Source organism: Lentzea cavernae (genome assembly GCF_014653695.1).
Taxonomy (GTDB): domain Bacteria; phylum Actinomycetota; class Actinomycetes; order Mycobacteriales; family Pseudonocardiaceae; genus Lentzea; species Lentzea cavernae.
Window position 1 is genome coordinate 137,406 of sequence record NZ_BNAR01000014.1, and the last position, 23,638, is coordinate 161,043.

The window sequence follows — 23,638 nt, forward strand, 5'->3', positions numbered from 1 at the left end:
CCGGGAAGCACGCAACCGCAACCCGCCGCACCCAACCCAACCCACCCACAAAGCCGCGCACCACAGCCAAACCGCCACAATCAACCCAACGGCCGAATCCCCCACCGCGCCCCCCAAGACTCCCCAGGCGACACCCAAATCAAATCCACCCCGGAATTCAAAGCATCCGGCGGACAAGTCATCGGCTCAACAGCCACAGCCCGCCCCCTCCCCGGAAACGAATCAGGCGTGTAAACCTGCACCCACCGAAACGCCGGATCAGCCCACACCTCAACCCCACCACCCGCGGAAACCAGCGTGTGGTGCACAAGCCCGTCCTCAGAAGGCTCACACCCACCGAACGGCGTGTCCAGGTTCATCCCGTCCAACCCGCGCCCACCGCGAAAATCGAACTCGGTCCCCTCCACCGGCACAGCCGGCCCCGAGGGCACCATCCGCTCACGATCCAACGGCAACACAGTCGTAGCGGCCAACGTCAAGGTGCACGAATCAGTCGAAGCATTCCCAGCACGCGGGTACGGATGCATACCGACCCCGAACGGCGTCGCCACCTCCCCGACATTCGTAACCCCGTGCGTAACGGTCAACCCGCGATCATCCAGCGCATAGGACACCGTGACGTCCAGGGCAGCAGGCCACCCGGCCTGAGGCTCGATCAACACCCGCAACGACACCAACGACCCGGTGTGCTCCAGCACCGACCAGGGCCGACGCCGCACCAGCCCGTGAACGGCATTCCCCCGAGCAGGCTCCGTGACCTCGAGCTGCTGCCGCACCCCGTCCAGCACCCAGGACGCGCCGGCGGTCCGGTTGGGCCAGGGCACCAGCACGGTCCCGGCACCCATCGGCGGTTTCTCGTCAGCCCCGAACGTCTCGACGTACGGAACGCCGTCCACTTCGAAGGACCTCAGCCCCGCCCCTACAGTCGTGATCACGGCGGTGGCACCCTCGTACGAGATCCCCAACATGAGGCTGAAGCCTACGGGGCCCGCGGAAGGATTTGCCCATGAAGGTTCACCACCTCAACTGCGCCACGTTCCGGCCGCCGCTGGTCGCGGGCGGTCTCGTGGCCCACTGCCTGCTGATCGAGAGCGACCAGGGCCTGATCCTCGTCGACACCGGCTTCGGCGTGAACGAGGTGATGGACCCGAAGGCGACGATCGACGGGCTGAGCCGCAAGTTGCTCAGGCCGGTGCTCGACATCACCGAGACGGCGATCAGCCACGTCGAGAAACGCGGCTACACGGCCGACGACGTGAAGCACGTCCTGCTCACCCACCTCGACTTGGACCACGCGGGCGGCCTGCGCGACTTCCCCAAGGCCACCGTGCACGTGCTGGACACCGAGCTGGAAGCGGCCTCCAACCCGCGCAACACCAAGGAACGCGCCCGCTATCCCAAGGCGCAAAGAGAAGGCGTCACCTTCCAGACCCACAAGGCCGAGGGCGAGGACTGGTTCGGGTTCCAGGCCGTCAAGGACGTGCCCGGTCTCCCGGACGACGTCCTGATGGTGCCGCTGATCGGCCACACCCGCGGCCACACCGGCATCGCGGTCCGCTCCGACGACGGTTGGCTGCTGCACGCCGGTGACGCGTACTTCTACCGCGGCGAGGTCGAGACGCCGCCCAGCAACATCTTCGCCCTCAAGCTCACCGCCAACCAGACCGAGACGATCCGCGAGCAGCGCCTGTCCAATGTGGAACGTCTGCGCGAACTGAAGGCACAGGGTGAGGTCGAGGTCTTCAGCGCGCACGACCCGGTCGAACTGGCGCGCCTCGCGTGACGTTCATCCGTCAGATCCGCGTCGACCAGGTCAGCGACACGCACCGATATCCGTTCACGCTGCCGGCCGTCCAGCACCTCATCAAGCACCCGCTGGAACTCCACACGCCCGTCACGTTCCTCACCGGCGACAACGGTGCGGGCAAGTCGACTCTCGTAGAGGCGATCGCGGTGGGGGCGGGGTTCAACGCGGAGGGCGGCACGCAGTCGTTCCGCTTCGCGACGAAGGCGACCGAGTCGTCGCTGGGCGACCACCTGATCCTGAGCTGGGGCGTCAAGAAGCCCAGGACCGGGTTCTTCCTGCGGGCCGAGTCGTTCTACAACGTCGCCACCGAGATCGACCGGATCGGCGGGGGGATTCACGCGTCGTACGGCGGGAAGTCGTTGCACGAGCGGTCGCACGGCGAGAGCTTCATCGACCTGATGAACCACCGGTTCGGCAGCAGGGGCCTCTACGTCCTCGACGAACCGGAGGCCGCGCTGTCCGTCAAGGGATGCCTCACGGTCCTGCGGCGCATGCACGAGCTCGTCGCCGAGGGCTCGCAGTTCATCATCGCCACGCACTCGCCGATCCTGCTCGCGGCACCGGGCGCGACGATCCTGGAGATCACCGACACGATCGACGAGATCTCCTACGACACGGCGGAACCGGTCAGGCTCACCCGCAACTTCCTGGGTGATCCCGACCGGTTCCTCAAGCACCTCTTGGACTAGGACTACTTGCCGAGGTTCCTACTTGCCGAGGTTCTCAGGGTGGGTCTCCACCTTGCCGTGCAGCACGCGGTTGATGCCCCAGAGCACCAGGCCGGCGAGCAGCAGGTAACCCGCGATCTTGTAGTCGTCGGCCGGGCGGCCGGACGTCCACGGGATCGCGAGGTACGCGCACGTGATCGCGCCGAGCACCGGCGCCCACGTCGGCGCCCGGAAGTGCTTGTGCTCGGACGGCTCGCGACGCAGCACCAGGCACGCCACGTTGACGATGGTGAAGACGATCAGCAGCAGCAACGACGTCGTGCCGCCGAGCTTGCCGATGTCCGCCGTGGACACCAGGATCACCGCGACGCCGGTCGTGAAGACGATCGAGATCCACGGCGTGCGGCGGAACGGGTGCACGGCGCCGAAGAACGACGGGATGATCTTCTCGTTCGCCATGCCGTACAGCAGGCGCGACGCCATCAGCATGTTGATCAGCGCCGAGTTGATGACCGCGAGCAGGCCGATCAACGCGAAGATCCACAGCGGGAAGCCCGGCGCACCGACGGTGACGACCTTCAGCAACGCGCCGCTGCTCGCCTTCGCGAGCTCGTCGGACGGGATCAGCAGCGACGACGTGAGCGCGACGAGCACGTAGATCAGGGCCGCGATGCCCATGCCCCACAGCATCGCGCGCGGGAAGATCTTGACGGGGTTCTTGCACTCCTCCGCCATGTTCACGGAGTCCTCGAAGCCGACCATCGCGAAGAACGCGAGCGCCGTCGCCGAGGTGACCGCGAGCATCACGTTGCTGCCGGACGGCACGTGGATGTCGGTGAGCCTGCTGGGATCACCGTCCCCGTTCACGACCGCCCAGGCGCCGATCAGGATGATGATCACCAGACCGGACAGCTCGATGCAGGTCAGCACCACGTTGGCCTTGACCGACTCCGACACACCCCGGAAGTTGATCAGCGCGAGACCACCGATGAAGATGATCGCGAGCCCGGTGAACACCAGCGACTCCGGGCTGAGCGCGACGTCGAAGAACTCCACCAGCAGCTGCCGCAGGTAGGTCCGGCCGAAGGCGAGCGCCGCCGACGAGGCCGACGTGATGCCGGAGCACATGACGGCGAACGCGACCATGAACGTCAGGAAGTGGATCTTGAACGCTCTGTTCGTGTACAGCGCGGCGCCGGCGGCCTGGGGGTACTTCCCGACCAGCTCGAGGTAGCTGAACGCGGTCAGGAACGCCACCACGAACGCGAGCAGGAAGGGCAGCCAGAGAGCGCCGCCGATCTTGCCGGCCACGTTGCCGGTGAGGGCGTAGATGCCGGTACCGAGGATGTCGCCGACGACGAAGAACAGCAGCAGCTTCGGGCCGATCGCCCGTTTCAGCTCTGGTTGCTCCGTTTGTGGAGTCGCTTCAGCCATGCCCGAAGATTCTGCCCGTTGTGCCTGGCCACCAGCACGAACGGACGTTGACCTCACCCAATTGGTGTAACAATTGCACGATGAGACTCGCGGCAACCGCGATCATCGCCGCCCTGGCGCTGACCGCCTGCTCCTCGTCCGAACCCGCGAGCGACGACGCGCCGCAGCACCGCGACGTGAAGAGCCTGGTGGCCGCAGTGACCAAGTCGGTCGGCGAGAAGGGCTCCTACCGCTTCACCATCGCGCCGCCCGTCACCGGGGGCGGCGTGCGGTACCCGTCGAACGGCAGCGTGCGGCTCGGCGGCGAGGTGCCGAGCATGGACGCGACCACCACCCGTCCCGTGCAGACCGGCGGCGAACCGGTGGAGCTCCGCCTGGTCTCGACGGCCGGGGACAGCGCGTTCGTGAAGCTGCCCGCCGCCCTCTTCGGCCTGCCCGCCGACAAGCCGTGGGTGAAGCTCGACCGCAAGGTCGACGACGACTTCACCACGACGCTGCTCGGCTTCCACGACGTCGTCTTCCAGCAGGCCGCCTTCACGACGTACCACCTGCCGGTGATGGCGGCGGGCGGGGAGCTCAAGCTGACCACGCAGGTCGGGGGCACCACCCGGTACGCGATCTCCGTCGACTACAAGAAGGCCTACGACGCCCTCACCGACGAGGGCCTGCGCAACGAGGTCAAGATCGCACTCGACCAGCAGGTCGCGGGCTCGACCGGTGAGATCGAGCTGAACGACGGTGGTCTCCCGGTCCGCATCGCCTTCTACACGCAGTTCCAGGGCACGCGGATCGTCGACGAGGCGCGCTTCTCCGACTGGGGCGCCGACGTGAAGATCACCGAGCCGGCCCCGGCGGAGATCAGCTCGCGGAACTGACGCGGTAGCGCCAGATCGCCGGCAGCAGCGCGACCATGGCCACGCTCGCCACGACGACCAGCAGGCCACCGATCGACACCGCCGCGGCCGTGCCGATCGCCGCGCCACCGGTGCCGTGCAACAGGTCCGCGATGCGCGGCCCACCCGCCACGACGACGATGAAGACACCCTGCATCCGTCCGCGCATCTCGTCGGTCGCCGCCGACTGCAGGATCGCGCCGCGGAACGCCATCGACACCATGTCCGCCGCACCCGCCAGCGCCAGGAACGCGGCCGCGACCCACAGCGAGCCCGCGAGCCCGAAGCCCGCGATCGCGAGGCCCCAGCCCACGACGGCCAGCGTCAGCGCGACTCCGTGCCTGTTGATGTTCGAGATCCACCCGGACGTGAGACCGCAGATGACCGCGCCGACGGGGATGGCCGCGAACAACACACCGAGCGCGAACCCACCGCCGGGCGGGTCGCCGAACGTGTGCTGGGCCATCTCCGGGAACAGTGCCCGCGGCATGCCGAACACCATCGCGATGATGTCCAGCAGCATGCTCGCCATCAGCACCTTCTGGGCCCAGAGGTAGACGAACCCGTCGAGCACGTCCCGCAGGCCGGCGCGCCGGATCACCCCGTCCAGCGGAGGCAGCGGCGGCAGCTTCCACACCGCGTAGACGGTGGCGGTGAGCGCGATCGCGTCCACCAGGTACAGCGTCGACAACCCGACGACCGGGATGAACGCACCCGCGAGCAACGGCCCCAGCACCGCACCGAACTGCATGACGGTCGACCCGAGCGCGGCCGCCGACGGCAACAGCTCGGCGGGCACCAGCCGGGCGATCGACGCCGAGCGCGCCGGCGCGTTGGCCGCGAAGAACACCTGCTGCAACCCGAGCAACGCGATCACGAGCCACACCGAGCCGACGTTCATCGCCGCCTGCGCCCACAGCAGCACCGACGAGACCGCGATGCCGATGTTCGTGACGAGCAGCAGCTTGCGGCGGTCGACCGTGTCCGCGATCGCGCCGCCCCACAGCCCGAACACGAGCAGGGGCACGAGCGCCACACCGGCCGCGATGCCGACCCACGCCGAGGACCCGGTGAGGTCGTAGACCTGCTTGGGCACGGCGACGGCGGTGAGCTGGGAGCCCACCGCCGTGATGATCGTGGAGATCCACAGCCTGCGATAAGCGACGATCTTCAACGGTCGCGTGTCGATCACGAACGTCGAGCGCGCGCTTCTCCCCACAGTGGCCACTTGGTTAGCCTATGGCAACTAACAGGCCTTTCACGTGGACTTGTCGCCAACACCACTCGACGGCGTCAGACGCGCACGGGGTACACCGGCTCCGGCACCTTCGGGCTGATCCGGCCCTCGACGAAGATGCCGTGCCAGATCATGAAGCACAGCACGCTCCACAGCTGCCGGCTCCGGTCGAACTGCTCCGACTTGTGCTCGGCGAGCAGGTCCAGCACCGCGTTCTTGTCGAGCAGGTGCCCGGTCTGCGAGTCGTTGATGATCCCGCGCGCCCAGTCGTACATCTCGTCGCGCAGCCACAACCGGATCGGCACCGGGAACCCGAGCTTGGGCCGGTTCAGCACGTGCGGAGGAATGATCTTCGCCAGCGCCCTGCGCAGCGCGTACTTGGTCGTCCCCTCGGTGAGCTTCTGGTCGAGCGGCACCTCGGCCGCGACCCGGAACACCTCGGGGTCGAGGAACGGCACGCGCAGCTCGATCGAGTTGGCCATCGTCACCTTGTCGGCCTTGACCAGGATGTCGCCGCGCAACCACGTGAACAGGTCGATGTGCTGCATGCGCGCGACCGGGTCCCACGACTCCGACTCGCGGTACCAAGGCGCCGTGACGTCCTGGAACCCGATGCCCTCGACATACCCCGGGAACACCGCACGCACCTGCGCGTCGCTGAAGTTGCGAGCGTTCCCGTAGTACCGCTCCTCCAACCTGAGCGCACCGCGCCGCAGCAGGTCCTTCCCGCGCACACCCTCCGGAATGGACTTCGACACCGCGCCCATCAACTTCCGCACGCCGCCCGGCACCTTCTCGAACGGCGACAGCGACAACGGCTCGTGGTAGATCACGTACCCGCCGAACAACTCGTCCGCACCCTCACCGGACAACACGGCCTTGACGTACTTACGCGCTTCCTTCGCGATGAAGTACAACGGCACCAACGCCGGGTCCGCCACCGGGTCGTCGAGGTACCAGATGATCAGCGGCAGCTCTTCCATCATCTCGTCCGCCGACACGGTCCTCACGACGTGCCGCACCCCGATGGCCGCCGCCGTCTCCGCGGCGACGTCGACCTCCGAGTACCCCTGGCGATCAAACCCGCTGGTGAACGCGATCAGGTTCGGGTTGTGCTGCTTCGCCAACGTGGCCGTGGCCGTCGAGTCGATACCGCCCGACAGGAACGCCCCAACCGTCACGTCGGGGTCGGAGATCATGTGCTTGGCCACCGAATCACGCATCACGTCCGCAATGCGCTCGTACAACGCCTCAGCCTCGTGCGCCCCGTTCACCGGCCGAGGCGAGAACACGGGCTTAAAGTACCGGTTGAACAGCACCTGCCCACCAGGCGACACCTTGAACGACGTCCCGGACTCCACCCGCCGGATCGCCTTGTGCAACGACTCGGGCTCAGGCACGTACTGCAACACCAGGTAGTGCTGCAACGCCGTCTGGTCCAGCTCCTGACTGATCCCCAGAACCCCGGTCAGCTGCAGCAGGCTCTTCTTCTCCGACGAGAACCCCACCCCACCAGGCCCAGCAGCCCAGTACAGCGGCTTGATCCCGAACGGGTCCCGCGCACCGAACACCACCCGCTCCTGCGCGTCCCAGATCATGAACGCGAACATGCCGCGCAACATCTTGACCCAGTCGGCCCCGAGGAAGTGGTACCCGGCGACGATGGCCTCACCGTCACCGTTGGTCCGGAACTGCGCCCCGAACTTCCGCATGAGCTCGGCCCGGAGCTCCTTGTAGTTGTAGATCTCCCCGTTGAAGTTCAGCGTGTACCGCGTCGGGTTCTCCGGCGGCCCCCACACCAACGGCTGGTGGGAGTGCTCCAGGTCGATGAAGGCAAGCCGGTTGAACCCGTAGATGACCTCTTTGTCAGCCCACGTGTCCTGCTCGTCCGGCCCCCGATGCCGCTGACAACGCAACGCCGAAGCCACAGAGGCGCGCGCGGAGGCCGCAGTGGCTTCGGTGGAACAGATGAGTCCGAGCACTCCGCACACGTGAAATCGCACCTCGTAGCTAGCTGTTGCTGAAATCCCAGTATGACGAAGCCGGGAACCGGACATTCGCGCCACCCGAAGGACGCCTGACTCCCAGGTCAGGTTCCCAGCCACCGCACCAGAGGCACGTGACCCCCCGCACGCGATGCCGAAGGCGAGCAGCCCACCCAAGCGAAGCCGAAGGCGAGCCGTCCAAAGTCCTTAGCAGGAGGCCTGGGCGGTGGGGTCCCGTCACGAGTCGCACCACAGCTCTTGCTGCATGCAGGTAGGGGTGTCAACTCGACGCGCTTTTCGTCGAGTTGACACCCCTACCTGCATGTGGCCAGCTCCTGGTGCGACTCGTGACGGGACCCCACCGCCAACGCAACAGCCAGCCGCCCAGCACAAACAGGCGTGCCATCAACCCACCGGCGGCGCCACCCCCCGGATCAGATTGCCGGGGGTCTGGGGGCAGAGCCCCCAGGGGAAGCACGCAACCGCAACAGGCCGCACGCAAGGTGACCACAAAAAAGGGGCGCCTCCCCGCCCACAGGGAAACGCCCCACACAAAAGCCAACAACCAGACGAGCTACGGAGCAACCCGCTCCAAAGCCCACCCATCCCGCCCATCCCGGAACCTCAACCGATCATGCATCCGATCCCGCCGCCCCTGCCAGAACTCGACCTCCTCAGGCCGAATCCGCCACCCACCCCAATGCGGCGGCACAGGAATCTTCTCGGTGTCGGCGAACTGCCGCTCGATCTTGTGAAGAGCAGAATCCAAAGTAGACCGTCCAGAAACCACCCGCGACTGCGGCGAAGCCCAAGCCCCGATCTGCGACCCACGCGGCCGGGAGTTCCAGTACTCAGCGGTCTCCACCGGCCCGACCTTCTCCACGACCCCGCGCACGTGCGCCTGCCGCTGCATCGCAAACCACGGGAACGTCGCAGACGCATACCGAGTGGCCATCAGGTCGTGGGACTTGTTCGACGTGTAGTTGGTGAAGAACACCACCCCACGCGCGTCCAGCCCCTTCAACAACACGGTCCGCGACGAGGGCCGACCCTTCACGTCGGTCGTCGCGAGCACCATCGCGTTGGGTTCGGCCAAGCCCGCACCGGAGGCCTGGTCCAGCCACAGCTGGAGCTGGTCGTGCCAGGTGGCGGCAAGCTCCGACTCGCTGAGCGAGCCCTGCTCGTAGGACACGCGCATCGCCGGTAGTGCGATGTTCGTGGTCTCCGTCATCGGCGAACCTCCAAGCGGCGGCAGAACTCGTGGTCCCTGGACTCGCGACCATACGCACGGCGACCCGATCCCGAAACCGCCTGCGCGGTGATGACCACCACCTGAACGGTGACTGTCCGTGCAAAGAACAGTTCTGGATCGAGTCCGTGATCGAGTCAGATGGCATCGAGCACCCGTGTGACGGTGACCACGTCATCACCCAGTGCGGTGGCAAGGGTTCCGCCTGCTGCCAACGGAACGACGCTCCACCACTCCCCGCCGCCGCAAGCACGCGGCACCGAGTCCAGGACCAGCTCCGTTCCGACGACTCGCTTGCCCGCCAGCCCGGCGGCCGACGAGTCAACAAAAGCGTCACCAACGACGAGCTGCTGGTGCAACACCGGCTTGCCGCAACGGGTTGCGCGCACCGACGAGGACAGCGCGCCCGCTGCCTCACCCGCGCGACCGAGCACCAGGACCTCGCGCATCAGCAACTCAGCGTGACCGTCCAATTCGGCCTCCACCACCGCGGTGTGGTTCGCACGTCGAGTCACGACGGTCGGTTCCGGCAGATAACGAAGTGAGCCCTCCAGGAAGAACCGAACAAGAGACGAAGAGGCCTCACCGGACGAACCGGGCAGCACCAGGGTCGCCGCGACACCTCGCAGTTCGAGCGAGGCTCCAGGACCGACTTCGACGGTCAGCGACAACGAATCGCCGCCCAGCGGTGCCGTCACCGACGAAACCAGGTGCACCAGCGCCACGGGCCCCACCCGACGGGCGGGCACCAGCGTCAGGGGCGACTGGGACCGCAGGACCCGCACGACGCTGTTGCCGTGCGAGTCCAACGACACGACCAACCGAGCGGAAGCCCTCACAGCTGGGCCAGCACCCACTTCGCCACCTCGGGCGCGTCCGGCGTCTCGACCAGCGACTGCGGGATGACGGGCAGGTCCCCGCGCATCCGGTGCGCGTCGGAGATCATCACTTCCATGTCCGCGCCCACGTGCGGCGCCAGGTCGATCTTGTTGATGACCAGCAGGTCGGCGGTCGTCACGCCGGGCCCGCCCTTGCGCGGCACCTTGTCGCCGCCGGCCACGTCGACCACGAAGATCTGCCGGTCGACCAGCCCCCGCGAGAACACCGCCGTCAGGTTGTCCCCGCCGCTCTCGATGATCACCAGGTCGAGCCCGGAGTGCCGGTCCTCCAGCCGCTCGACGGCGTCCAGGTTCGCGGTGATGTCGTCCCGGATGGCCGTGTGCGGACAGCACCCGGTCTGCACCGCCTCGATCCGCGACGGGTCGAGCACCCCGGCCCGCCGCAGGAAGTCCGCGTCCTCGGTCGTGTAGATGTCGTTGGTGACGACCGCCAGCGACAGCTGCGACCCGAGCGCCCGGCACAGCGCCGCGGTCAGCGCGGTCTTGCCGCTGCCGACCGGCCCGCCGATGCCGATGCGCGGCGCGGTCCCGTGGTGGTGATCGTGCGGGTCGGGCCCGTGGTTAGCTCCCAAAGAGACGCACCCCTTCACGTCGTAGATGTGCTTCCGCCAAGAGATCCAAGGCAGGCGAGCCCAGGGCGGGCAGCTCCGAACAGGCCCGCGTGGCGACGTCCTGCACGGGCAACGCGGCCACGATCGCGTTCACCCCGAACGGATCCAGCCCCAGCAACCGGACAGCGGCCGACGCCGGCCCGCTCACGGCCAGATAAGCGCAGGTCAACGCGGCCTCGAAGGCGTCACCGACCAGCACGCCGATCACCAGCGGCTGGTGCGGGTCCCGGGGCAGCAGGGCCAGCCGGTCGGAAGGCCAGGCACGACGAGCCGCGCGCAGCATCCCCCGCCCCTGCGCCCGCGACGCCTCGCGCTGGGCGGGGGACGGCGTGCGGGCGTCCAGCTCCGCGTCCAGCACCCCGAGGTCCTCTCCACGAGCCGCGGCGGCCGCGAACCCGGCCGCCAGCAACCCGGCACCGGCCAGACGACCGCGCAGGAACGACTCCAGCGACGGCTCGTCGGTGACCAGCCCGCGCGCAGCAGCCTCCTCCAGCCCACCGGAGTGCACGTGGCCGCCGCCGGGGAAGCGGGAGTCGGCGAGGATCAGCGCGGTCAGCATCAGAACAGGAAGTACCGTTGTGCCATCGGCAGTTCGGAGACCGGCGACGGTTCGACGAGGTCACCGTCGACGTGCACGGCGAAGCTGTCGGGGTCGACCCGCACGTCCGGCATCGCGTCGTTCAGCACCATGTCGGCCTTGGTCACCGACCGCGTCGACGAGACCGGCAGCACCCGCCGCGCGTACCGCTCCCCCACACCCGCCTCGATCGCCGACGGCGCCACGAAGAACACCGAGGACGCCGCACCGGCCGTCGCACCGAACATCGGCCGCGCCCACACCGGCTGCGGGGTCGGGATCGAGGCGTTCGCGTCCCCCATCGCGCCCCACGCGATGAACCCGCCCTTGAGCACCACCGAAGGCCGAACGCCGAAGAACTTGGGCTCCCACAGCACCAGGTCGGCGAGCTTGCCGACCTCGACCGAGCCGACCTCGTCCGCGATCCCGTGCGCCACGGCGGGATTGATCGTGTACTTCGCGACGTACCGCTGAGCCCGCAGGTTCGAGTCCAGCGACCGCCGCGACGACATCACGTGCGCGGTCTGCCAGGTCCGGATGATCACCTCGCCGACGCGGCCCATCGCCTGCGAGTCCGAGGAGATCATCGAGATCGCGCCCAGGTCGTGCAGCAGGTCCTCGGCGGCGATGGTGGTCGGCCTGATGCGCGACTCCGCGAACGCCAGGTCCTCCGGCACCGACGGGTTGAGGTGGTGGCACACCATCAGCATGTCGAGGTGCTCTTCGAGGGTGTTGACGGTGTGCGGGCGCGTCGGGTTCGTCGACGACGGCAGCACGTTCGGCAGCGAGACCACGCGGATGATGTCCGGCGCGTGCCCGCCTCCGGCGCCCTCGGAGTGGTAGGCGTTGATCGACCGTCCGGCGATGGCGTCCACAGTGGACTCCAGGAAACCGGCCTCGTTCAACGTGTCCGTGTGGATCGCGACCTGCACACCGGACTCGTCGGCAACGCGGAGGCAGGCGTCGATCGCGGCGGGCGTGGTGCCCCAGTCCTCGTGCAGCTTGAACCCGCCCGCGCCGCCGGCGAGCTGCTCGCGCAGACCCTCCTCCGAGACCGTGTTCCCCTTGCCCAGCAACAGGACGTTGACCGGCATGTGGTCCATCGACGTCAGCATGCGGTCGAGGTACCAGGCTCCGGGCGTGACGGTGGTGGCCTTCGTGCCCTCCGCCGGGCCGGTGCCGCCGCCGATCAACGTGGTCAGCCCGGACGCCAGCGCCTCGTCCACGATCTGCGGGCAGATGAAGTGCACGTGGCAGTCGATGCCGCCCGCGGTGAGGATCTTGCCGTTGCCGGACAGGATCTCCGTCGACGGGCCGATCACCAGCGCCGGGTGGACGCCGTCCATCGTGTCCGGGTTGCCCGCCTTGCCGATCGCGACGATCCGCCCGTCCCGCACGCCGACGTCCGCCTTGACGACACCCCAGTGGTCGAGGACCACCGCACCTGTGATGACCAGGTCGGGAGCACCCTCGGCGCGCGTCGCGACGCCCTGCCCCATCGACTCGCGGATGACCTTGCCGCCGCCGAAGATCACCTCGTCGCCGGAGCCGGCGCCGCGCGAGCGGTCCTCGGTGACCTCGATGAACAGGTCGGTGTCGGCCAGCCGGATCCGGTCGCCGACCGTCGGCCCGAGCAGCTCGGCGTAACGCTCGCGGTCGATCATCGCTGCAACCCCCGGACGATCCTCAACCCTGCCAGCGGAACCAGCGCGACCTCGCGTTCGACGCCGGGCTCGAACCGCACGGCGGTGCCCGCCGGGATGTCGAGGCGGTAGCCGAACGCGGCCTCGCGGTCGAACGACAGCCCCGTGTTGACCGAGGCGAAGTGGAAGTGCGAGCCGACCTGGACGGGCCGGTCGGCGACGTTCACGACGACCATCGTCACGCGCGGGCGTCCGGGGTTGAGCTCGACGGGTTCGGACCCGACGACCACCTCCCCCGGCGCCGGACCGGCGGACGGCGCGATGGGGTGGTGCACGGTGACGAGCTTGGTGCCGTCCGGGAACGTCGCCTCCGCCTGCACCGAGTCGATCATCTCCGGCACGCCCCGCATGACCTGCTCCGGCGCGAGCACCGTGCGGCCGCTCTCCATCAGCTCGCTGACCGTGCGGCCGTCCCGCGCGCCCTCCAGCACGTGGTCGGTGATCAACGCGACGGCCTCGGGGTAGTTGAGCAGGACACCGCGTTCGAGCCTGCGCCGCGCCACGTCGGCGGCGACGTGCACGAGGAGCTTGTCGCGTTCATGCGGCGTCAGATGCACTTCGCCGTTCTAGCACGCGAAAGCGCGCTTTCCCGGAGTGGAAACACGGCTGAAACACGACCGCGTGTCCACCGACCGGTTGACAACCGGGGTCAGCGGCACGGTCGTCCCGCGCAGCCCCCTCGAAATCGCAGGATTTACGACATGAACGCGATCCGAGTGAGGGGCCTGCGGAAGGCCTACAAAGACCACCAGGCGGTGGCAGGGGTGGACCTCGACGTCGCCCGCGGTGAGGTCTTCGCGGTCCTCGGACCGAACGGCGCCGGCAAGACCACGAGCGTCGAGATCCTGGAGGGGCACCGCGACCGCGACGGCGGTGAGGTCAGCGTGCTGGGCGTCGACCCGGCCAAGGCCGGTCGCGAGTGGCGTTCGAAGCTCGGCATCGTCCTGCAGAGCGCGACGGACGCCGCCACGCTGACCGTGCGCGAAGCCGTCCACCACTACGCCAAGTACTACGGCGACCCGCGCGACCCGGAGGAGGTCATCGACCTCGTCGGGCTCACCGAGAAGGCGAAGTCCCGCGCCGGCACGCTGTCCGGCGGCCAGCGGCGCCGCCTCGACGTGGCGCTCGGCATCATCGGACGCCCGGAGCTCGTGTTCCTGGACGAGCCGACCACCGGCTTCGACCCCGAGGCGCGCCGCCAGTTCTGGGGCCTGATCAAGCTGCTCGCCGCCGAGGGCACCACGATCCTGCTGACCACGCACTACCTCGACGAGGCCGAGGCGCTCGCCGACCGCGTCGCCGTGCTCGCCGGCGGCCGGATCGTCGCCGAGGGCACGCCGCAGACGCTCGGCGGCCGCGCACACGCCGACGCGACCGTGCGCTGGATGTCCGACCGCGGCTATCAGGAGATCAGGACCTCCGAGCCCACCAAGGCGATCGCCGACCTGTCCCGCCACGGCGAACTGGCCGAGCTGACCGTCACCCGCCCGTCGCTGGAAGACGTCTACCTGGAGCTGATCAAATGACCACCCCCGTCCTGTCCGAGGCGGCCACTTCGAAGACGGCTGCTCTGCCCTCGACCCTGTCACTCGGTCTCTCGAGGGGTGCGACCGAGCTGCGGGAGTTCTTCCGGCAGAAGGAGAACCTCATCTTCACGATCTCGCTGCCGGCGCTGCTGATGCTGCTGCTCGGCACCGTGTACGTGAAGGAGGTCGCCGCCGCGCAGATGTTCGCGGCCAGCATGATCGGCGCCGGCATCATCTCGACGTCGTTCGTCGGGCTCGGCATGAGCGTCGTGGCCGACCGCGAGGACGGCACGCTCAAGCGCCTGCGCGGCACGCCGATGCCGTTCGCGTCCTACTTCCTCGGCAAGATCATCCTGGTCTTCGTGTCGAGCCTCTTCGAGGCCGTGCTGCTGCTGGCCGTCGGCGTGCTGCGGTTCGACCTGGAACTGCCGACCAGCGCGGAGAAGTGGCTGACGTTCGCCTGGGTCTTCACCCTCGGTGTCGTCGCGTGCTCGCTGATCGGCGTGGCGCTGAGCGCCATCGCGAAGTCCACCCGCAACGCCGCGGGCGTGCTGAACCTGCCGTACATCGTGCTGCAGTTCCTCAGCGGTGTGTTCATCATGCAGTCGGCGCTGCCCGAGTCGCTGCGCACGGTGGGATCGTTCTTCCCGCTGAAGTGGGTGTGCCAGGGTTTCCGCTCGGTGTTCGCACTGAACGACGACTACGCGGTCATGGAGGCGGCGGGATCATGGGAGCTCGGCAAGATCGCGCTGGTGCTCGGGGCGTGGACGATCGTGGGCCTGGTGCTCGTCGGCAGGACCTTCAGGTGGAGCAACACCAGCCGCTGACGACCTGGTACCTGCTCTTCGGACTCACCCAGGTCACCACCATCGCGCTGATCCTCGTGGACGCCAACCCCCTCGCCGACCGGCTCACGGCGGTGGGGTTGCTCGTCCTGAACTCCCTGTGGTTCGTCGGGTACGGCCTGCGGCTGATGAGGAAGAACATCGAGGACTGGCGCGGCCTCGTCTTCGCGGCCGGCTCGCTGGCCCTCTGGGCCCCTGCGGTCTGGCTGACCGGCAACGCCACGTTCGCACTCTTCGGACTCGTGCCGCAGATCTACATGATGATGCCGGTGACCTGGGCGTTCTTCCCCATGGTGGTCTTCGTCTTCACACCGCAGCTCCTGACCTGGCTGGCCGGCGCCGACCCCGCCCTCCCGTGGCCGGGCGCACTGCTGATCGTCGGCTTCTCCCAGGCGTTCGGCTGGGCGGTGAGCCGCATCGCGCAGCAGAACCGGCAACGCGGCGAACTGCTCGAACGCATCGAAGCCCTCACGCTCGAGGCCGAACGGGCCCGCTGGTCCGCCGAGATCCACGACACCCTGGCCCAGGGCTTCACCTCGATCATCACCCTGCTGCAGGCCGCACAACCGAATGTCGACCTGGCCCTGCAGACCGCACGGGAGAACCTCCGCGAGGCCCGCGCCCTGGTCGCCTCCAACGCACCGTCGCCTTTGGACGGTTCCTCCCTGGAGGACGCGGTGCGGCGCCTGGTCTCCGGGGTGTCACTGCCGTCCTCCTTCCGGGTGATCGGAGACGCCCGCCCGTTGGCGACCTCGGTCGAGGTGGTGCTGCTGCGGACCGTGCAGGAGGCCCTGACCAACGTCGCCCGGCACTCCGGGGCCACGCGGGTGGACGTCGTGATGAGGTTCGACGAGGACGGCGTCTCCCTGGAGGTGCGCGACGACGGCCGCGGCTTCGGCGACGCCCCGGAGGGCTTCGGCCTGCGCGGGATGCGCGCAAGGCTCGAACAGGTGGGTGGCACGCTCACGTTGTTCTCGGACGAGGGGGCGTCGGTGTTGGTGGAGGTGCCGCTGTGATCAGGATCCTGCTGGTGGACGACCACCCGGTGGTGCGTCAGGGGCTGCGTGGCATGCTCGTGGGCGACGACCTGGAGGTGGTCGGCGACGCCGGCTCCGGCCAGGAGGCCATTGCCCAGGCCGCCGCTTTGAAGCCGGACGTCGTGCTGATGGACCTGCGGATGCCCGAAATGGACGGTGTGGCGGCTACCGCTCGGATCGTCGGGACCGGTCCTCGGGTGCTGGTGCTCACGACCTACGAGACCGATTCGGACATTCTTCGCGCGGTGGAGGCCGGGGCGTCCGGCTACCTGCTGAAGGACTCGACCACCGAGGACCTGATCGCGGCGATCCGGGCGGCTGCGCGCGGGGAGACGGTGCTGGCTCCGTCGATGGTGGCGAAGGTGGTCGGGCAGGTCCGGACTCCGCCTCTGTCGGCGCGCGAGTCCGAGGTGCTGAAGTTGGTCGCGAAGGGGTTGTCCAACGGTGAGATCGGGCGGGCGTTGTTCATCTCGGAGGCGACGGTGAAGACCCACTTGTTGCGGGTGTTCAACAAGCTGGGCGTCTCGGATCGGACGGCGGCGGTCACCACGGCGATGGATCGAGGCATGCTGCAGTGACGTCCGCAGTGACCCAGGACACCCGGCTGTCACCTCCCGGCCACCGGCCTGCAACACTGTGAACTCCGGCAACGGCGCCGGTCAGGTCCCTGAAGCTCGTCAATCGCCCCGGAGGCGTGACCACATGACCCAGACCGCCGATCCGACCTCGTTGGTGCTTCCCGCCGAGCTCAAGCCGTCTGACGGCCGCTTCGGCTGTGGACCGTCCAAGGTGCGTCCCGAGGCCGTGCAGGCCCTCGCCACCGAGGGTGCGGCACTGCTCGGCACCTCCCACCGGCAGAAGCCCGTCAAGAACCTCGTGGGCCGCGTCCGCTCCGGTCTGCGCGAGCTGTTCCAGCTGCCGGACGGGTACGAGGTCGTGCTCGGCAACGGTGGCACCACCGCGTTCTGGGACGCGGCGTCGTTCGGGCTGGTCCGGGAGACGGCGCAGCACTTCACGAACGGTGAGTTCTCCTCCAAGTTCGCGAAGGTCACGCAGACCGCGCCGTTCCTGAAGGACTCGCTGGTCACCAAGGCGGAGCCGGGCACCACGCCCGAGCTCTTCTACGCCGAGGGCGCCGACCTGGTCGGCTGGGCGCAGAACGAGACCTCGACCGGTGTGGCGATGCCCGTCACGCGCATCGAGGGTTCCGGTGACGCGCTGATCGCGATCGACGCGACGTCCGCCGCTGGTGGCCTGCCGGTCAAGGCAGAGGACTTCGACGTCTACTACTTCGCGCCGCAGAAGTCGTTCGCCTCGGACGGCGGCCTGTGGCTCGCGCTCATGTCGCCCGCCGCGCTGGCCCGCGTCGAGGAGCTCAAGGACCGCTGGGTGCCGGAGTTCCTGTCGCTGCCGACCGCGCTCGACAACTCCACGAAGGACCAGACGTACAACACGCCGTCGGTCGCCACGCTCTTCCTGCTGGCGCACCAGATCGACTGGATCAACGGCAACGGTGGCCTCGACTGGTCCGTCGCGCGGACCAAGGACTCGAGCGACCGCCTCTACACCTGGGCCGAGAAGACCGCGTACACCACGCCGTACGTCGAGAAGGCCGCTGACCGCTCGCAGGTCGTCGGCACGATCAACTTCTCCGACGACGTGGACGCCGCTGTCGTGGCGAAGGTGTTGCGCGCCAACGGCATCGTGGATGTCGAGCCGTACCGCAAGCTCGGCAAGAACCAGCTGCGGGTCGCGATGTTCCCGGCCATCGAGCCGAACGACGTCACGATCCTCACGCAGGCGATCGACTGGGTCGTCGGCCAGCTCTGATCTGACGCGAGGCAGCGACCTGGGGTGCACCGAACGAAGTTCTCGGTGCACCCCAGGGCTTTTCAGGCAAGTGCTTCCGTGGGCGACTGGCGTGCCGCCCGCACCGCGGGATAGACGCCGGCGATGGCGCCGATGAGGATCGCCGAGCCCACTCCCCCGAGCAGGGCCGGCCACGGCAGTGCCGCGGGCCATTGCTGACTGATCGAATATCCGGCCGTGACCGCGATTCCCACGATCACGCCGACCAGTCCGCCGAGCCCGGACAGCAACACCGACTCGGTGAGGAACTGCCACCTGATCTGCCGCCGGGTCGCCCCGAGCGCCCGTCGCAGACCGATCTCGCGGCGGCGTTCCAGCACCGAGATCACCATCGTGTTCGCCACGCCGACGCCACCCACCAACAACGCGACTCCGCCCAAGCCCAGGAACAGCGCGTTGTAGGAACTCTCGGCCAGCTGCTGCGCCTCCAGCGCCTCGGACGGCCGGGAAACCTTGACCTCGTTGGACTTCTCCGGGTTCAGCGTCGGCCCGAGCAGATCGCGGACGTTGTCGACCTGGTCCGGCGACGTGCGCACGTAGACCGTGTTGGCGTTGCCCTCGAACCCGAACGCCTCCTTGGCCGCGTCCCAGCCGATCAGCACCGACCTGTCGATCTCCGGCGAGAGCGGCAGCGGCCCGAGGATGCCGACGACGGTGAACCACTGCCCGTCGATCCACAGCTGCACACCGGGCTTGTCCACGCCCAGGCGCGAGGCCGCGGTGCCCCCGAGCACCACGGACTTCTCGCCCGACGACAGCCAGCGGCCCGCGCGGACCTCGGCGTCCAGCACCTTGAGCAGGTCCTGCTCCGCCGCCTGCACCTGCAGGCCGAGCGTGTCGCTGGACGGCACGAGGTCGTTCTTGCGGGCGTTCGCGCTGATCTTGCCCGTGGCGCTGGCCGACGACACCGCGCCGATCCGCTTGGCCATCGGCACCGCCGTCTCCGGCAGCTTCGCGTCCTGGCCGAAGAAGTCCTGGCCGGGCGCGGCGGTCAGGAGGTTGGTGCCCAGCTTGGACATCTTCGCCGAGAGGGCGGCGGCGCTGGAGGCCGGGATGCCGACGACGGCGACCACGGCGGCGATGCCGATCGCGATGCCCAGAGCGGACAGGACGGCGCGGATCGGACGGGTCCGCATGCCGAAGAAACCGAGGCGCAGCAGGTCGATCACACGATCACCCCGTCGCGGACCTCGACGCGGCGGGGAGCCCACGCCGCGATGTCCCGGTCGTGCGTGATCATCACGATCGTGGTGCCGTCGGAGTTGAGGCTCTCCAGCAACTCCAGCACCCCGGCGCCGTTCTTCGTGTCCAGGTTGCCGGTCGGCTCGTCGGCCAGCAGGATCCCCGGCGTGTTCACCACGGCCCGCGCGATCGCGACCCGCTGGCGTTCACCGCCGGAGAGCTCGTGCGGCTTGTGCAACGCGCGGTGGATCAGGCCGACTCTGTCCAAAGCGGACATCGCCATCGACCGTCTCTTGGACCGGGGCACACCGGCGTAGACGAGCCCCGCGGCCACGTTCTCGATGGCGGACAACCCTTCCGTGAGGAAGAACTGTTGGAAGACGAACCCGATCGTGCGCGCCCGCAGTGCCGACAAGGCGTTGTCGGACATGGTGGAGACGTCGTTGCCGTCGATCTCGACCTTGCCGGCGGTCGGCTTGTCGAGCGTGCCCATCAGGTGCAGCAGCGTCGACTTCCCCGAGCCGGACGGTCCCACGATCGCGAGCATCTCCCCGCCCCCGACCGTCAGGGAGACGTCGCGCAACGCCTGCACACCACCGGGATACGTCCGGCTCGCGTGGTCGACGGTGATCACTCGGTGGTCACCACCTTCATGCCCTCGGCCAAGCCCTCGCCCTGCACCTCGACCTGTCCCTTGGCGAAGATGCCGACGGTGACCGGGATGGTCCTGCCGTCCTCGGTGACCACGCCGTAGCCGCCCTCGGTCAGCGCGAGCAGCGCGCCGATCGGGACCGCGAGGACGTTCTGCTTCTTCGAGACGGTGAACAACGCGGTGACGCTGCCGGTCTCGATGCCCTCGGCGGCCTTGGGGTCGTCGACCGCGATCGTCAGGACGATCTTCGGCTTGGAGCCCTGGCTCGCATCGCCGGTGGTGCGCGTGATGCCGGTGATCGTGCCGGTGGTGGTCTTGCCTCCGGAGATCGACAGCTCGACCTTCTCGCCCTGCTTGGCCAGGCGCTGCTTGGACTGCTCGAGCTCGACGGTCACCGCGCGTTCGGTGCCGGTGACCTTCATCAGGTCGCCGCCTGCGGGCGCGCCGAGCTGCGCGTTCAGCGACGAGACGCGGATCGCTCCCGGCTGGACGACCACGTCGCCGGACCCGAGCTTCCCGGTCTGCTCCAGGCCGTTCGCCTTCTGCCACTTCTTCAGCGCGGTGGCCGTGTAGTAGGTGAACTTCTCGTCGGGGGTGCCGAAGTCCTTGAACCCCAGTGCGGCGAGGTTCTCCTCCACCACCTTGACGTCGGGTCCGTTCGACATGCCCGTCTCGAGGTCGCGGAAGAGGGGCATCTGGCCGTAGAACAGCGGCACCGGCTTGGCGTCCGAGTGGAACACCGGTTTGCCCTGGTCGATGACATCGCCCTGTTTCGGCAGCCCGGTGACGGTGCCACTTTTCCGGCTGGCCAGCGCTCGTTCCGCGCCGAAGCCGAGCTGGCCGGTCATCTGCTGCTGGTCGGCCAGGTTCGTCTTCTTCACGGCCGCGGTCTTCGAGGGGTCGTTGCGCAGCGGAGCCGCGTTGGCCTGGTTGGACGCGATCCTCGTGAGGACGACGACTCCACCGGTGCCGAGCACCACCGCGGCGACGAGTGCTGCGACGAGGATCTTCCTGTTCACGCGGCGCTTCATCCGACGGGCCTCGCCGCGACCATGCCCTCGCCCATGCCGCAGTCCTTCATGTCCTGCTTGACCTTCTCGTCCTCCATGTCGGGCAGTTCGATCGCCTCACCGGCCATGCCGCCGCCCTCGAACTTGGGGTCGGGCCAGTTGTAACCCCTGTCCCGCATGCACTTCGCCTGCTGCCGCATCTTGTCCTGCTCCTCGGGCGACGGCGGCTTGAACTCGCCTCCGTTGGGCAGGTACTTCTTGCACGCCTCGTGCGCGGTCTTCATCTTCTCGGGGTCGATGCCGCCCTCACCGCCGATCGCGATGCCGACGCCGGCTTCACTCGACTCCGGGTCGGGCATGTCGACGCCGTTCTCCCGCATGCACTTCGCGAACTGGATCGAGTCGCCCTTCTCGTCCTTCTTGGCGTCGGACGGCTGGTCCTTCGACCCGCAGGCGGTCAGCGCCAGCAGCAGGCCGAGCAGCACTGCGATGGTGGATTTCATGGGGACAGGTCTACGGAGGCCGTCATTCGGCGGCGTTAAGCGAAAGGGCTTATCCGGCGCTTATGCCCGTTGCGCGGAAAATGGGCGCCATGCGTGTGCTGGTGGTCGAGGACGAACAGCTGCTCGCGGACACGATCGCCGAGGGGCTGCGCAGGTTCTCGATGGCGGTCGACGTCTGTTACGACGGCGAGGCGGCGTTGGAACGCGTGGGGGTGCACGCGTACGACGTCGTGGTGCTCGACCGCGACCTGCCCCTCGTGCACGGTGACGAGGTGTGCAAGGCGGTGCACGCGACCGGTGGCGAGGCGCGGGTGCTGATGCTGACGGCGGCGGCCGAAGTGGACGATCGGGTGGCCGGGCTCGGGCTCGGCGCCGACGACTACCTGACGAAGCCGTTCGCGTTCGCCGAGCTCGTGGCCCGCGTGCAGGCGCTGGGCCGGCGGGCTCGTCCCGCCTTGCCGCCGGTGCTCGAACGGGCGGGGGTGACGCTGGACCTGCCCCGGCACCAGGCGATGCGGGAGGGCAGGTTCCTGCCGCTCTCGCCTAAGGAGTTCGCCGTGCTGGAGGTGCTGATGCGAGCGGAGGGCAACGTGGTGAGTCCGGAGGAGCTGCTGGAGAAGGCCTGGGACGAGCACGCGGACCCGTTCACCAACGCCGTGCGAGTGGCGGTGATGACGCTGCGCCGCAAGCTGGGCGCGCCGCAGGTCATCCAGACCGTGCCCGGCGCCGGCTACCGGTTCGGCTCGTGAAGCTCCGCACCAGGCTGACGGCCTGGTACGCCGGGGTGTTCCTGATCGCGGGCGTCGCGCTGATCGGGCTCAACTACTGGCTGCTCGCCGAGTGGATGCCGCTGGAGGGCATGGCGGTCTCCCGCGCCCTCCCCGCCGATTCCGGGATGACCGGGGTGACCGGGGCGTATCCGGGCATCGCGGCGGTCGAGGCGGGACAACTCCCCGTCGACACCATGGTGGTCAACGGCGCCGACTTCGCCGCGGACACGATGAGCACGGTCCTGTGGCAGTCGATCATCGCGTTGCTGGTGGCGGCGGTGCTCGCGGTCTGGCTCGGCTGGGTCGTGGCGGGACGGGTGCTGGCGCCGCTGCACTCGATCACCTCGACCGCGCACCGGCTGGAGGCCGAGCGGCTGGACCACCGCATCGAGCTGGACGGGCCGCCGGACGAGCTCAAGGAGCTCGCGGACACCTTCGACGGGATGCTCGACCGGCTCGCGTCGTCGTTCGACAGTCAGAAGCGGTTCGTCGCGAACGCCTCGCACGAGCTGCGCACGCCGCTGGCCGTGCAGCGGACGCTGATCGAGGTGGCGCTGGGTGCTCCGGACGCGTCCGACGACATCCGCCGCCTCGGAGCGCACCTGCTCGACACGAACGAACGGAGCGAGAAGCTCATCGACGGGCTGTTGCTGCTCGCTCGCAGTGACCGCGGGCTCACCTCGCGTGAGCTGGTGTGGCTGGACGAGGTCGTCGAGGACGAAATCGAGTCCTGCGCGGCGCTCGCGGCGGAGAAAAAGGTCACGTTTGCGGTTCGGACTCGCAGGTATCTGGTCGACGGTGACCCGGTCCTACTTGCCCAGCTCGTCGGCAACCTGTTGCGCAACGCCCTCCTCTACAACAAGCCGGGCGGCTCGGTGTCCGTGCAGCTTGATCAAGAACTCGTCGTCACCAACACCGGTCCCACCGTGCCTGCCCAGGCAGTACCCGGGTTGTTCGAGCCCTTCCGACGTCTGCGCGACCGGACCGGGACCGCCGGATCCGGTCTCGGGCTGTCGATCGTGCAGTCCGTGGCGCGGGCTCACCACGGCTCGGCGAAGGCTCGTCCGAACGGAGGAGGAGGCCTGGTGGTCCAGGTGAACCTTCCGGAAACGGGAGTGCGGCAACCCTCGTGAACTGGCAAGATCACGTAGAGATATCGGCGAGTCTCCCACTCATGGACG

General features: G+C 68.4%; 24 protein-coding genes. 10 read left to right on the top strand and 14 right to left on the bottom strand.

Annotated features, from left to right (window positions below):
• Positions 1 to 80: 80 nt before the first annotated feature.
• Positions 81 to 968: an aldose 1-epimerase family protein gene (locus IE307_RS35095; protein ID WP_191303714.1), complete on the bottom strand. Its 888-nt coding sequence runs from the start codon at positions 966 to 968 to the stop codon at positions 81 to 83.
• A gap of 38 nt (positions 969 to 1,006) precedes the next feature.
• On the opposite strand from IE307_RS35095, the gene IE307_RS35100 reads away from it, so the two are divergent.
• A complete protein-coding gene (locus IE307_RS35100; protein WP_191303715.1) occupies positions 1,007 to 1,783 on the top strand; it encodes an MBL fold metallo-hydrolase in 777 nt (258 codons plus the stop codon).
• Positions 1,780 to 2,496 (top strand): AAA family ATPase, encoded by a 717-nt coding sequence (locus tag IE307_RS35105; RefSeq protein ID WP_191303716.1) that lies wholly within the window; start codon positions 1,780 to 1,782, stop codon positions 2,494 to 2,496. Before IE307_RS35100 ends, IE307_RS35105 begins: the two co-directional genes overlap by 4 nt.
• An 18-nt stretch (positions 2,497 to 2,514) precedes the next feature.
• On the opposite strand, the gene IE307_RS35110 is transcribed toward IE307_RS35105, so the two are convergent.
• Entirely contained in the window at positions 2,515 to 3,909 is a 1,395-nt protein-coding gene (locus IE307_RS35110) for an APC family permease (protein WP_191303717.1), read from the bottom strand.
• Between the two features lie 80 nt (positions 3,910 to 3,989).
• Here IE307_RS35110 and IE307_RS35115 point away from each other — a divergent pair, with 80 nt between their 5' ends.
• On the top strand, positions 3,990 to 4,784 hold the full coding sequence (locus IE307_RS35115; RefSeq protein ID WP_191303718.1) for a hypothetical protein: 795 nt from the start codon (positions 3,990 to 3,992) through the stop codon (positions 4,782 to 4,784).
• On the opposite strand, the gene IE307_RS35120 is transcribed toward IE307_RS35115, so the two are convergent.
• From IE307_RS35120 to IE307_RS35155, 8 genes are all read right to left on the bottom strand, one after another.
• On the bottom strand, positions 4,768 to 6,030 hold the full coding sequence (locus tag IE307_RS35120) for an MFS transporter (RefSeq protein ID WP_229905385.1): 1,263 nt from the start codon (positions 6,028 to 6,030) through the stop codon (positions 4,768 to 4,770). The genes IE307_RS35115 and IE307_RS35120 overlap by 17 nt on opposite strands.
• A 65-nt stretch (positions 6,031 to 6,095) precedes the next feature.
• Complete coding sequence (asnB, locus tag IE307_RS35125) at positions 6,096 to 8,030, bottom strand: asparagine synthase (glutamine-hydrolyzing) (protein ID WP_191303719.1); 1,935 nt, start codon at positions 8,028 to 8,030, stop codon at positions 6,096 to 6,098.
• A gap of 568 nt (positions 8,031 to 8,598) precedes the next feature.
• Entirely contained in the window at positions 8,599 to 9,255 is a 657-nt protein-coding gene (pdxH, locus tag IE307_RS35130) for a pyridoxamine 5'-phosphate oxidase (RefSeq protein ID WP_191303720.1), read from the bottom strand.
• Positions 9,256 to 9,410: 155 nt separating this feature from the next.
• Positions 9,411 to 10,112: an urease accessory protein UreD gene (locus IE307_RS35135; protein WP_191303721.1), complete on the bottom strand. Its 702-nt coding sequence runs from the start codon at positions 10,110 to 10,112 to the stop codon at positions 9,411 to 9,413.
• Positions 10,109 to 10,744: an urease accessory protein UreG gene (ureG, locus tag IE307_RS35140; protein WP_308436429.1), complete on the bottom strand. Its 636-nt coding sequence runs from the start codon at positions 10,742 to 10,744 to the stop codon at positions 10,109 to 10,111. Before ureG ends, IE307_RS35135 begins: the two co-directional genes overlap by 4 nt.
• A complete protein-coding gene (locus tag IE307_RS35145) occupies positions 10,734 to 11,345 on the bottom strand; it encodes an urease accessory protein UreF (RefSeq protein WP_191303827.1) in 612 nt (203 codons plus the stop codon). The genes ureG and IE307_RS35145 overlap by 11 nt, the downstream gene beginning before the upstream one ends.
• Positions 11,342 to 13,024 carry an urease subunit alpha gene (locus IE307_RS35150; protein ID WP_191303722.1) on the bottom strand — a complete coding sequence of 561 codons (1,683 nt, stop codon included), beginning with the start codon at positions 13,022 to 13,024 and terminating at the stop codon, positions 11,342 to 11,344. Before IE307_RS35150 ends, IE307_RS35145 begins: the two co-directional genes overlap by 4 nt.
• Positions 13,021 to 13,620: an urease subunit gamma gene (locus tag IE307_RS35155; RefSeq protein ID WP_191303723.1), complete on the bottom strand. Its 600-nt coding sequence runs from the start codon at positions 13,618 to 13,620 to the stop codon at positions 13,021 to 13,023. Before IE307_RS35155 ends, IE307_RS35150 begins: the two co-directional genes overlap by 4 nt.
• A 144-nt stretch (positions 13,621 to 13,764) precedes the next feature.
• On the opposite strand from IE307_RS35155, the gene IE307_RS35160 reads away from it, so the two are divergent.
• The 5 genes from IE307_RS35160 to serC all read left to right on the top strand — a co-directional run bounded on the left by IE307_RS35160 (position 13,765) and on the right by serC (position 18,301).
• On the top strand, positions 13,765 to 14,589 hold the full coding sequence (locus IE307_RS35160) for an ABC transporter ATP-binding protein (RefSeq protein ID WP_191303724.1): 825 nt from the start codon (positions 13,765 to 13,767) through the stop codon (positions 14,587 to 14,589).
• Positions 14,586 to 15,416, top strand: coding sequence for an ABC transporter permease (locus IE307_RS35165; protein WP_191303725.1), 831 nt, complete (start codon positions 14,586 to 14,588; stop codon positions 15,414 to 15,416). The genes IE307_RS35160 and IE307_RS35165 overlap by 4 nt, the downstream gene beginning before the upstream one ends.
• Positions 15,395 to 16,450, top strand: a complete 1,056-nt coding sequence (locus tag IE307_RS35170) for a sensor histidine kinase (protein WP_191303726.1) — start codon at positions 15,395 to 15,397, stop codon at positions 16,448 to 16,450. The genes IE307_RS35165 and IE307_RS35170 overlap by 22 nt, the downstream gene beginning before the upstream one ends.
• Positions 16,447 to 17,049, top strand: coding sequence for a response regulator transcription factor (locus IE307_RS35175; protein ID WP_191303727.1), 603 nt, complete (start codon positions 16,447 to 16,449; stop codon positions 17,047 to 17,049). The genes IE307_RS35170 and IE307_RS35175 overlap by 4 nt, the downstream gene beginning before the upstream one ends.
• 124 nt (positions 17,050 to 17,173) lie before the next feature.
• Entirely contained in the window at positions 17,174 to 18,301 is a 1,128-nt protein-coding gene (gene serC, locus IE307_RS35180; protein WP_191303728.1) for a phosphoserine transaminase, read from the top strand.
• 62 nt (positions 18,302 to 18,363) lie between these two features.
• On the opposite strand, the gene IE307_RS35185 is transcribed toward serC, so the two are convergent.
• The 4 genes from IE307_RS35185 to IE307_RS35200 are packed head-to-tail and all read right to left on the bottom strand — an operon-like array spanning position 18,364 to position 21,687.
• A complete protein-coding gene (locus IE307_RS35185; protein ID WP_373306066.1) occupies positions 18,364 to 19,509 on the bottom strand; it encodes an ABC transporter permease in 1,146 nt (381 codons plus the stop codon).
• Entirely contained in the window at positions 19,506 to 20,156 is a 651-nt protein-coding gene (locus IE307_RS35190) for an ABC transporter ATP-binding protein (RefSeq protein ID WP_191303729.1), read from the bottom strand. Before IE307_RS35190 ends, IE307_RS35185 begins: the two co-directional genes overlap by 4 nt.
• Entirely contained in the window at positions 20,153 to 21,193 is a 1,041-nt protein-coding gene (locus IE307_RS35195; RefSeq protein WP_229905386.1) for a peptidoglycan-binding domain-containing protein, read from the bottom strand. The genes IE307_RS35190 and IE307_RS35195 overlap by 4 nt, the downstream gene beginning before the upstream one ends.
• Before the next feature lie 8 nt (positions 21,194 to 21,201).
• A complete protein-coding gene (locus tag IE307_RS35200; RefSeq protein ID WP_191303731.1) occupies positions 21,202 to 21,687 on the bottom strand; it encodes a hypothetical protein in 486 nt (161 codons plus the stop codon).
• 89 nt (positions 21,688 to 21,776) lie between these two features.
• Between IE307_RS35200 and IE307_RS35205 the strand changes: the two genes are divergently transcribed.
• Together IE307_RS35205 and IE307_RS35210 are read left to right on the top strand one after the other, a co-directional pair.
• On the top strand, positions 21,777 to 22,436 hold the full coding sequence (locus tag IE307_RS35205) for a response regulator transcription factor (protein ID WP_191303732.1): 660 nt from the start codon (positions 21,777 to 21,779) through the stop codon (positions 22,434 to 22,436).
• The gene (locus IE307_RS35210) at positions 22,433 to 23,590 is read left to right on the top strand and encodes a sensor histidine kinase (RefSeq protein ID WP_191303733.1); all 1,158 of its coding nucleotides are present in this window, start codon (positions 22,433 to 22,435) and stop codon (positions 23,588 to 23,590) included. Before IE307_RS35205 ends, IE307_RS35210 begins: the two co-directional genes overlap by 4 nt.
• The last annotated feature ends 48 nt before the right edge of the window (positions 23,591 to 23,638 follow it).

Coding starts and splice junctions, on each gene's coding strand:
- IE307_RS35205 (WP_191303732.1), top strand. CDS start 21,777: ATGCGTGTGCTGGTGGTCGAGGACGAACAGCTGCTCGCGGACACGATC.
- IE307_RS35115 (WP_191303718.1), top strand. CDS start 3,990: ATGAGACTCGCGGCAACCGCGATCATCGCCGCCCTGGCGCTGACCGCC.
- IE307_RS35150 (WP_191303722.1), bottom strand. CDS start 13,024: ATGATCGACCGCGAGCGTTACGCCGAGCTGCTCGGGCCGACGGTCGGC.
- pdxH (WP_191303720.1), bottom strand. CDS start 9,255: ATGACGGAGACCACGAACATCGCACTACCGGCGATGCGCGTGTCCTAC.
- IE307_RS35160 (WP_191303724.1), top strand. CDS start 13,765: ATGAACGCGATCCGAGTGAGGGGCCTGCGGAAGGCCTACAAAGACCAC.
- IE307_RS35095 (WP_191303714.1), bottom strand. CDS start 968: ATGTTGGGGATCTCGTACGAGGGTGCCACCGCCGTGATCACGACTGTA.
- IE307_RS35200 (WP_191303731.1), bottom strand. CDS start 21,687: ATGAAATCCACCATCGCAGTGCTGCTCGGCCTGCTGCTGGCGCTGACC.
- serC (WP_191303728.1), top strand. CDS start 17,174: ATGACCCAGACCGCCGATCCGACCTCGTTGGTGCTTCCCGCCGAGCTC.
- IE307_RS35110 (WP_191303717.1), bottom strand. CDS start 3,909: ATGGCTGAAGCGACTCCACAAACGGAGCAACCAGAGCTGAAACGGGCG.
- IE307_RS35100 (WP_191303715.1), top strand. CDS start 1,007: ATGAAGGTTCACCACCTCAACTGCGCCACGTTCCGGCCGCCGCTGGTC.
- IE307_RS35165 (WP_191303725.1), top strand. CDS start 14,586: ATGACCACCCCCGTCCTGTCCGAGGCGGCCACTTCGAAGACGGCTGCT.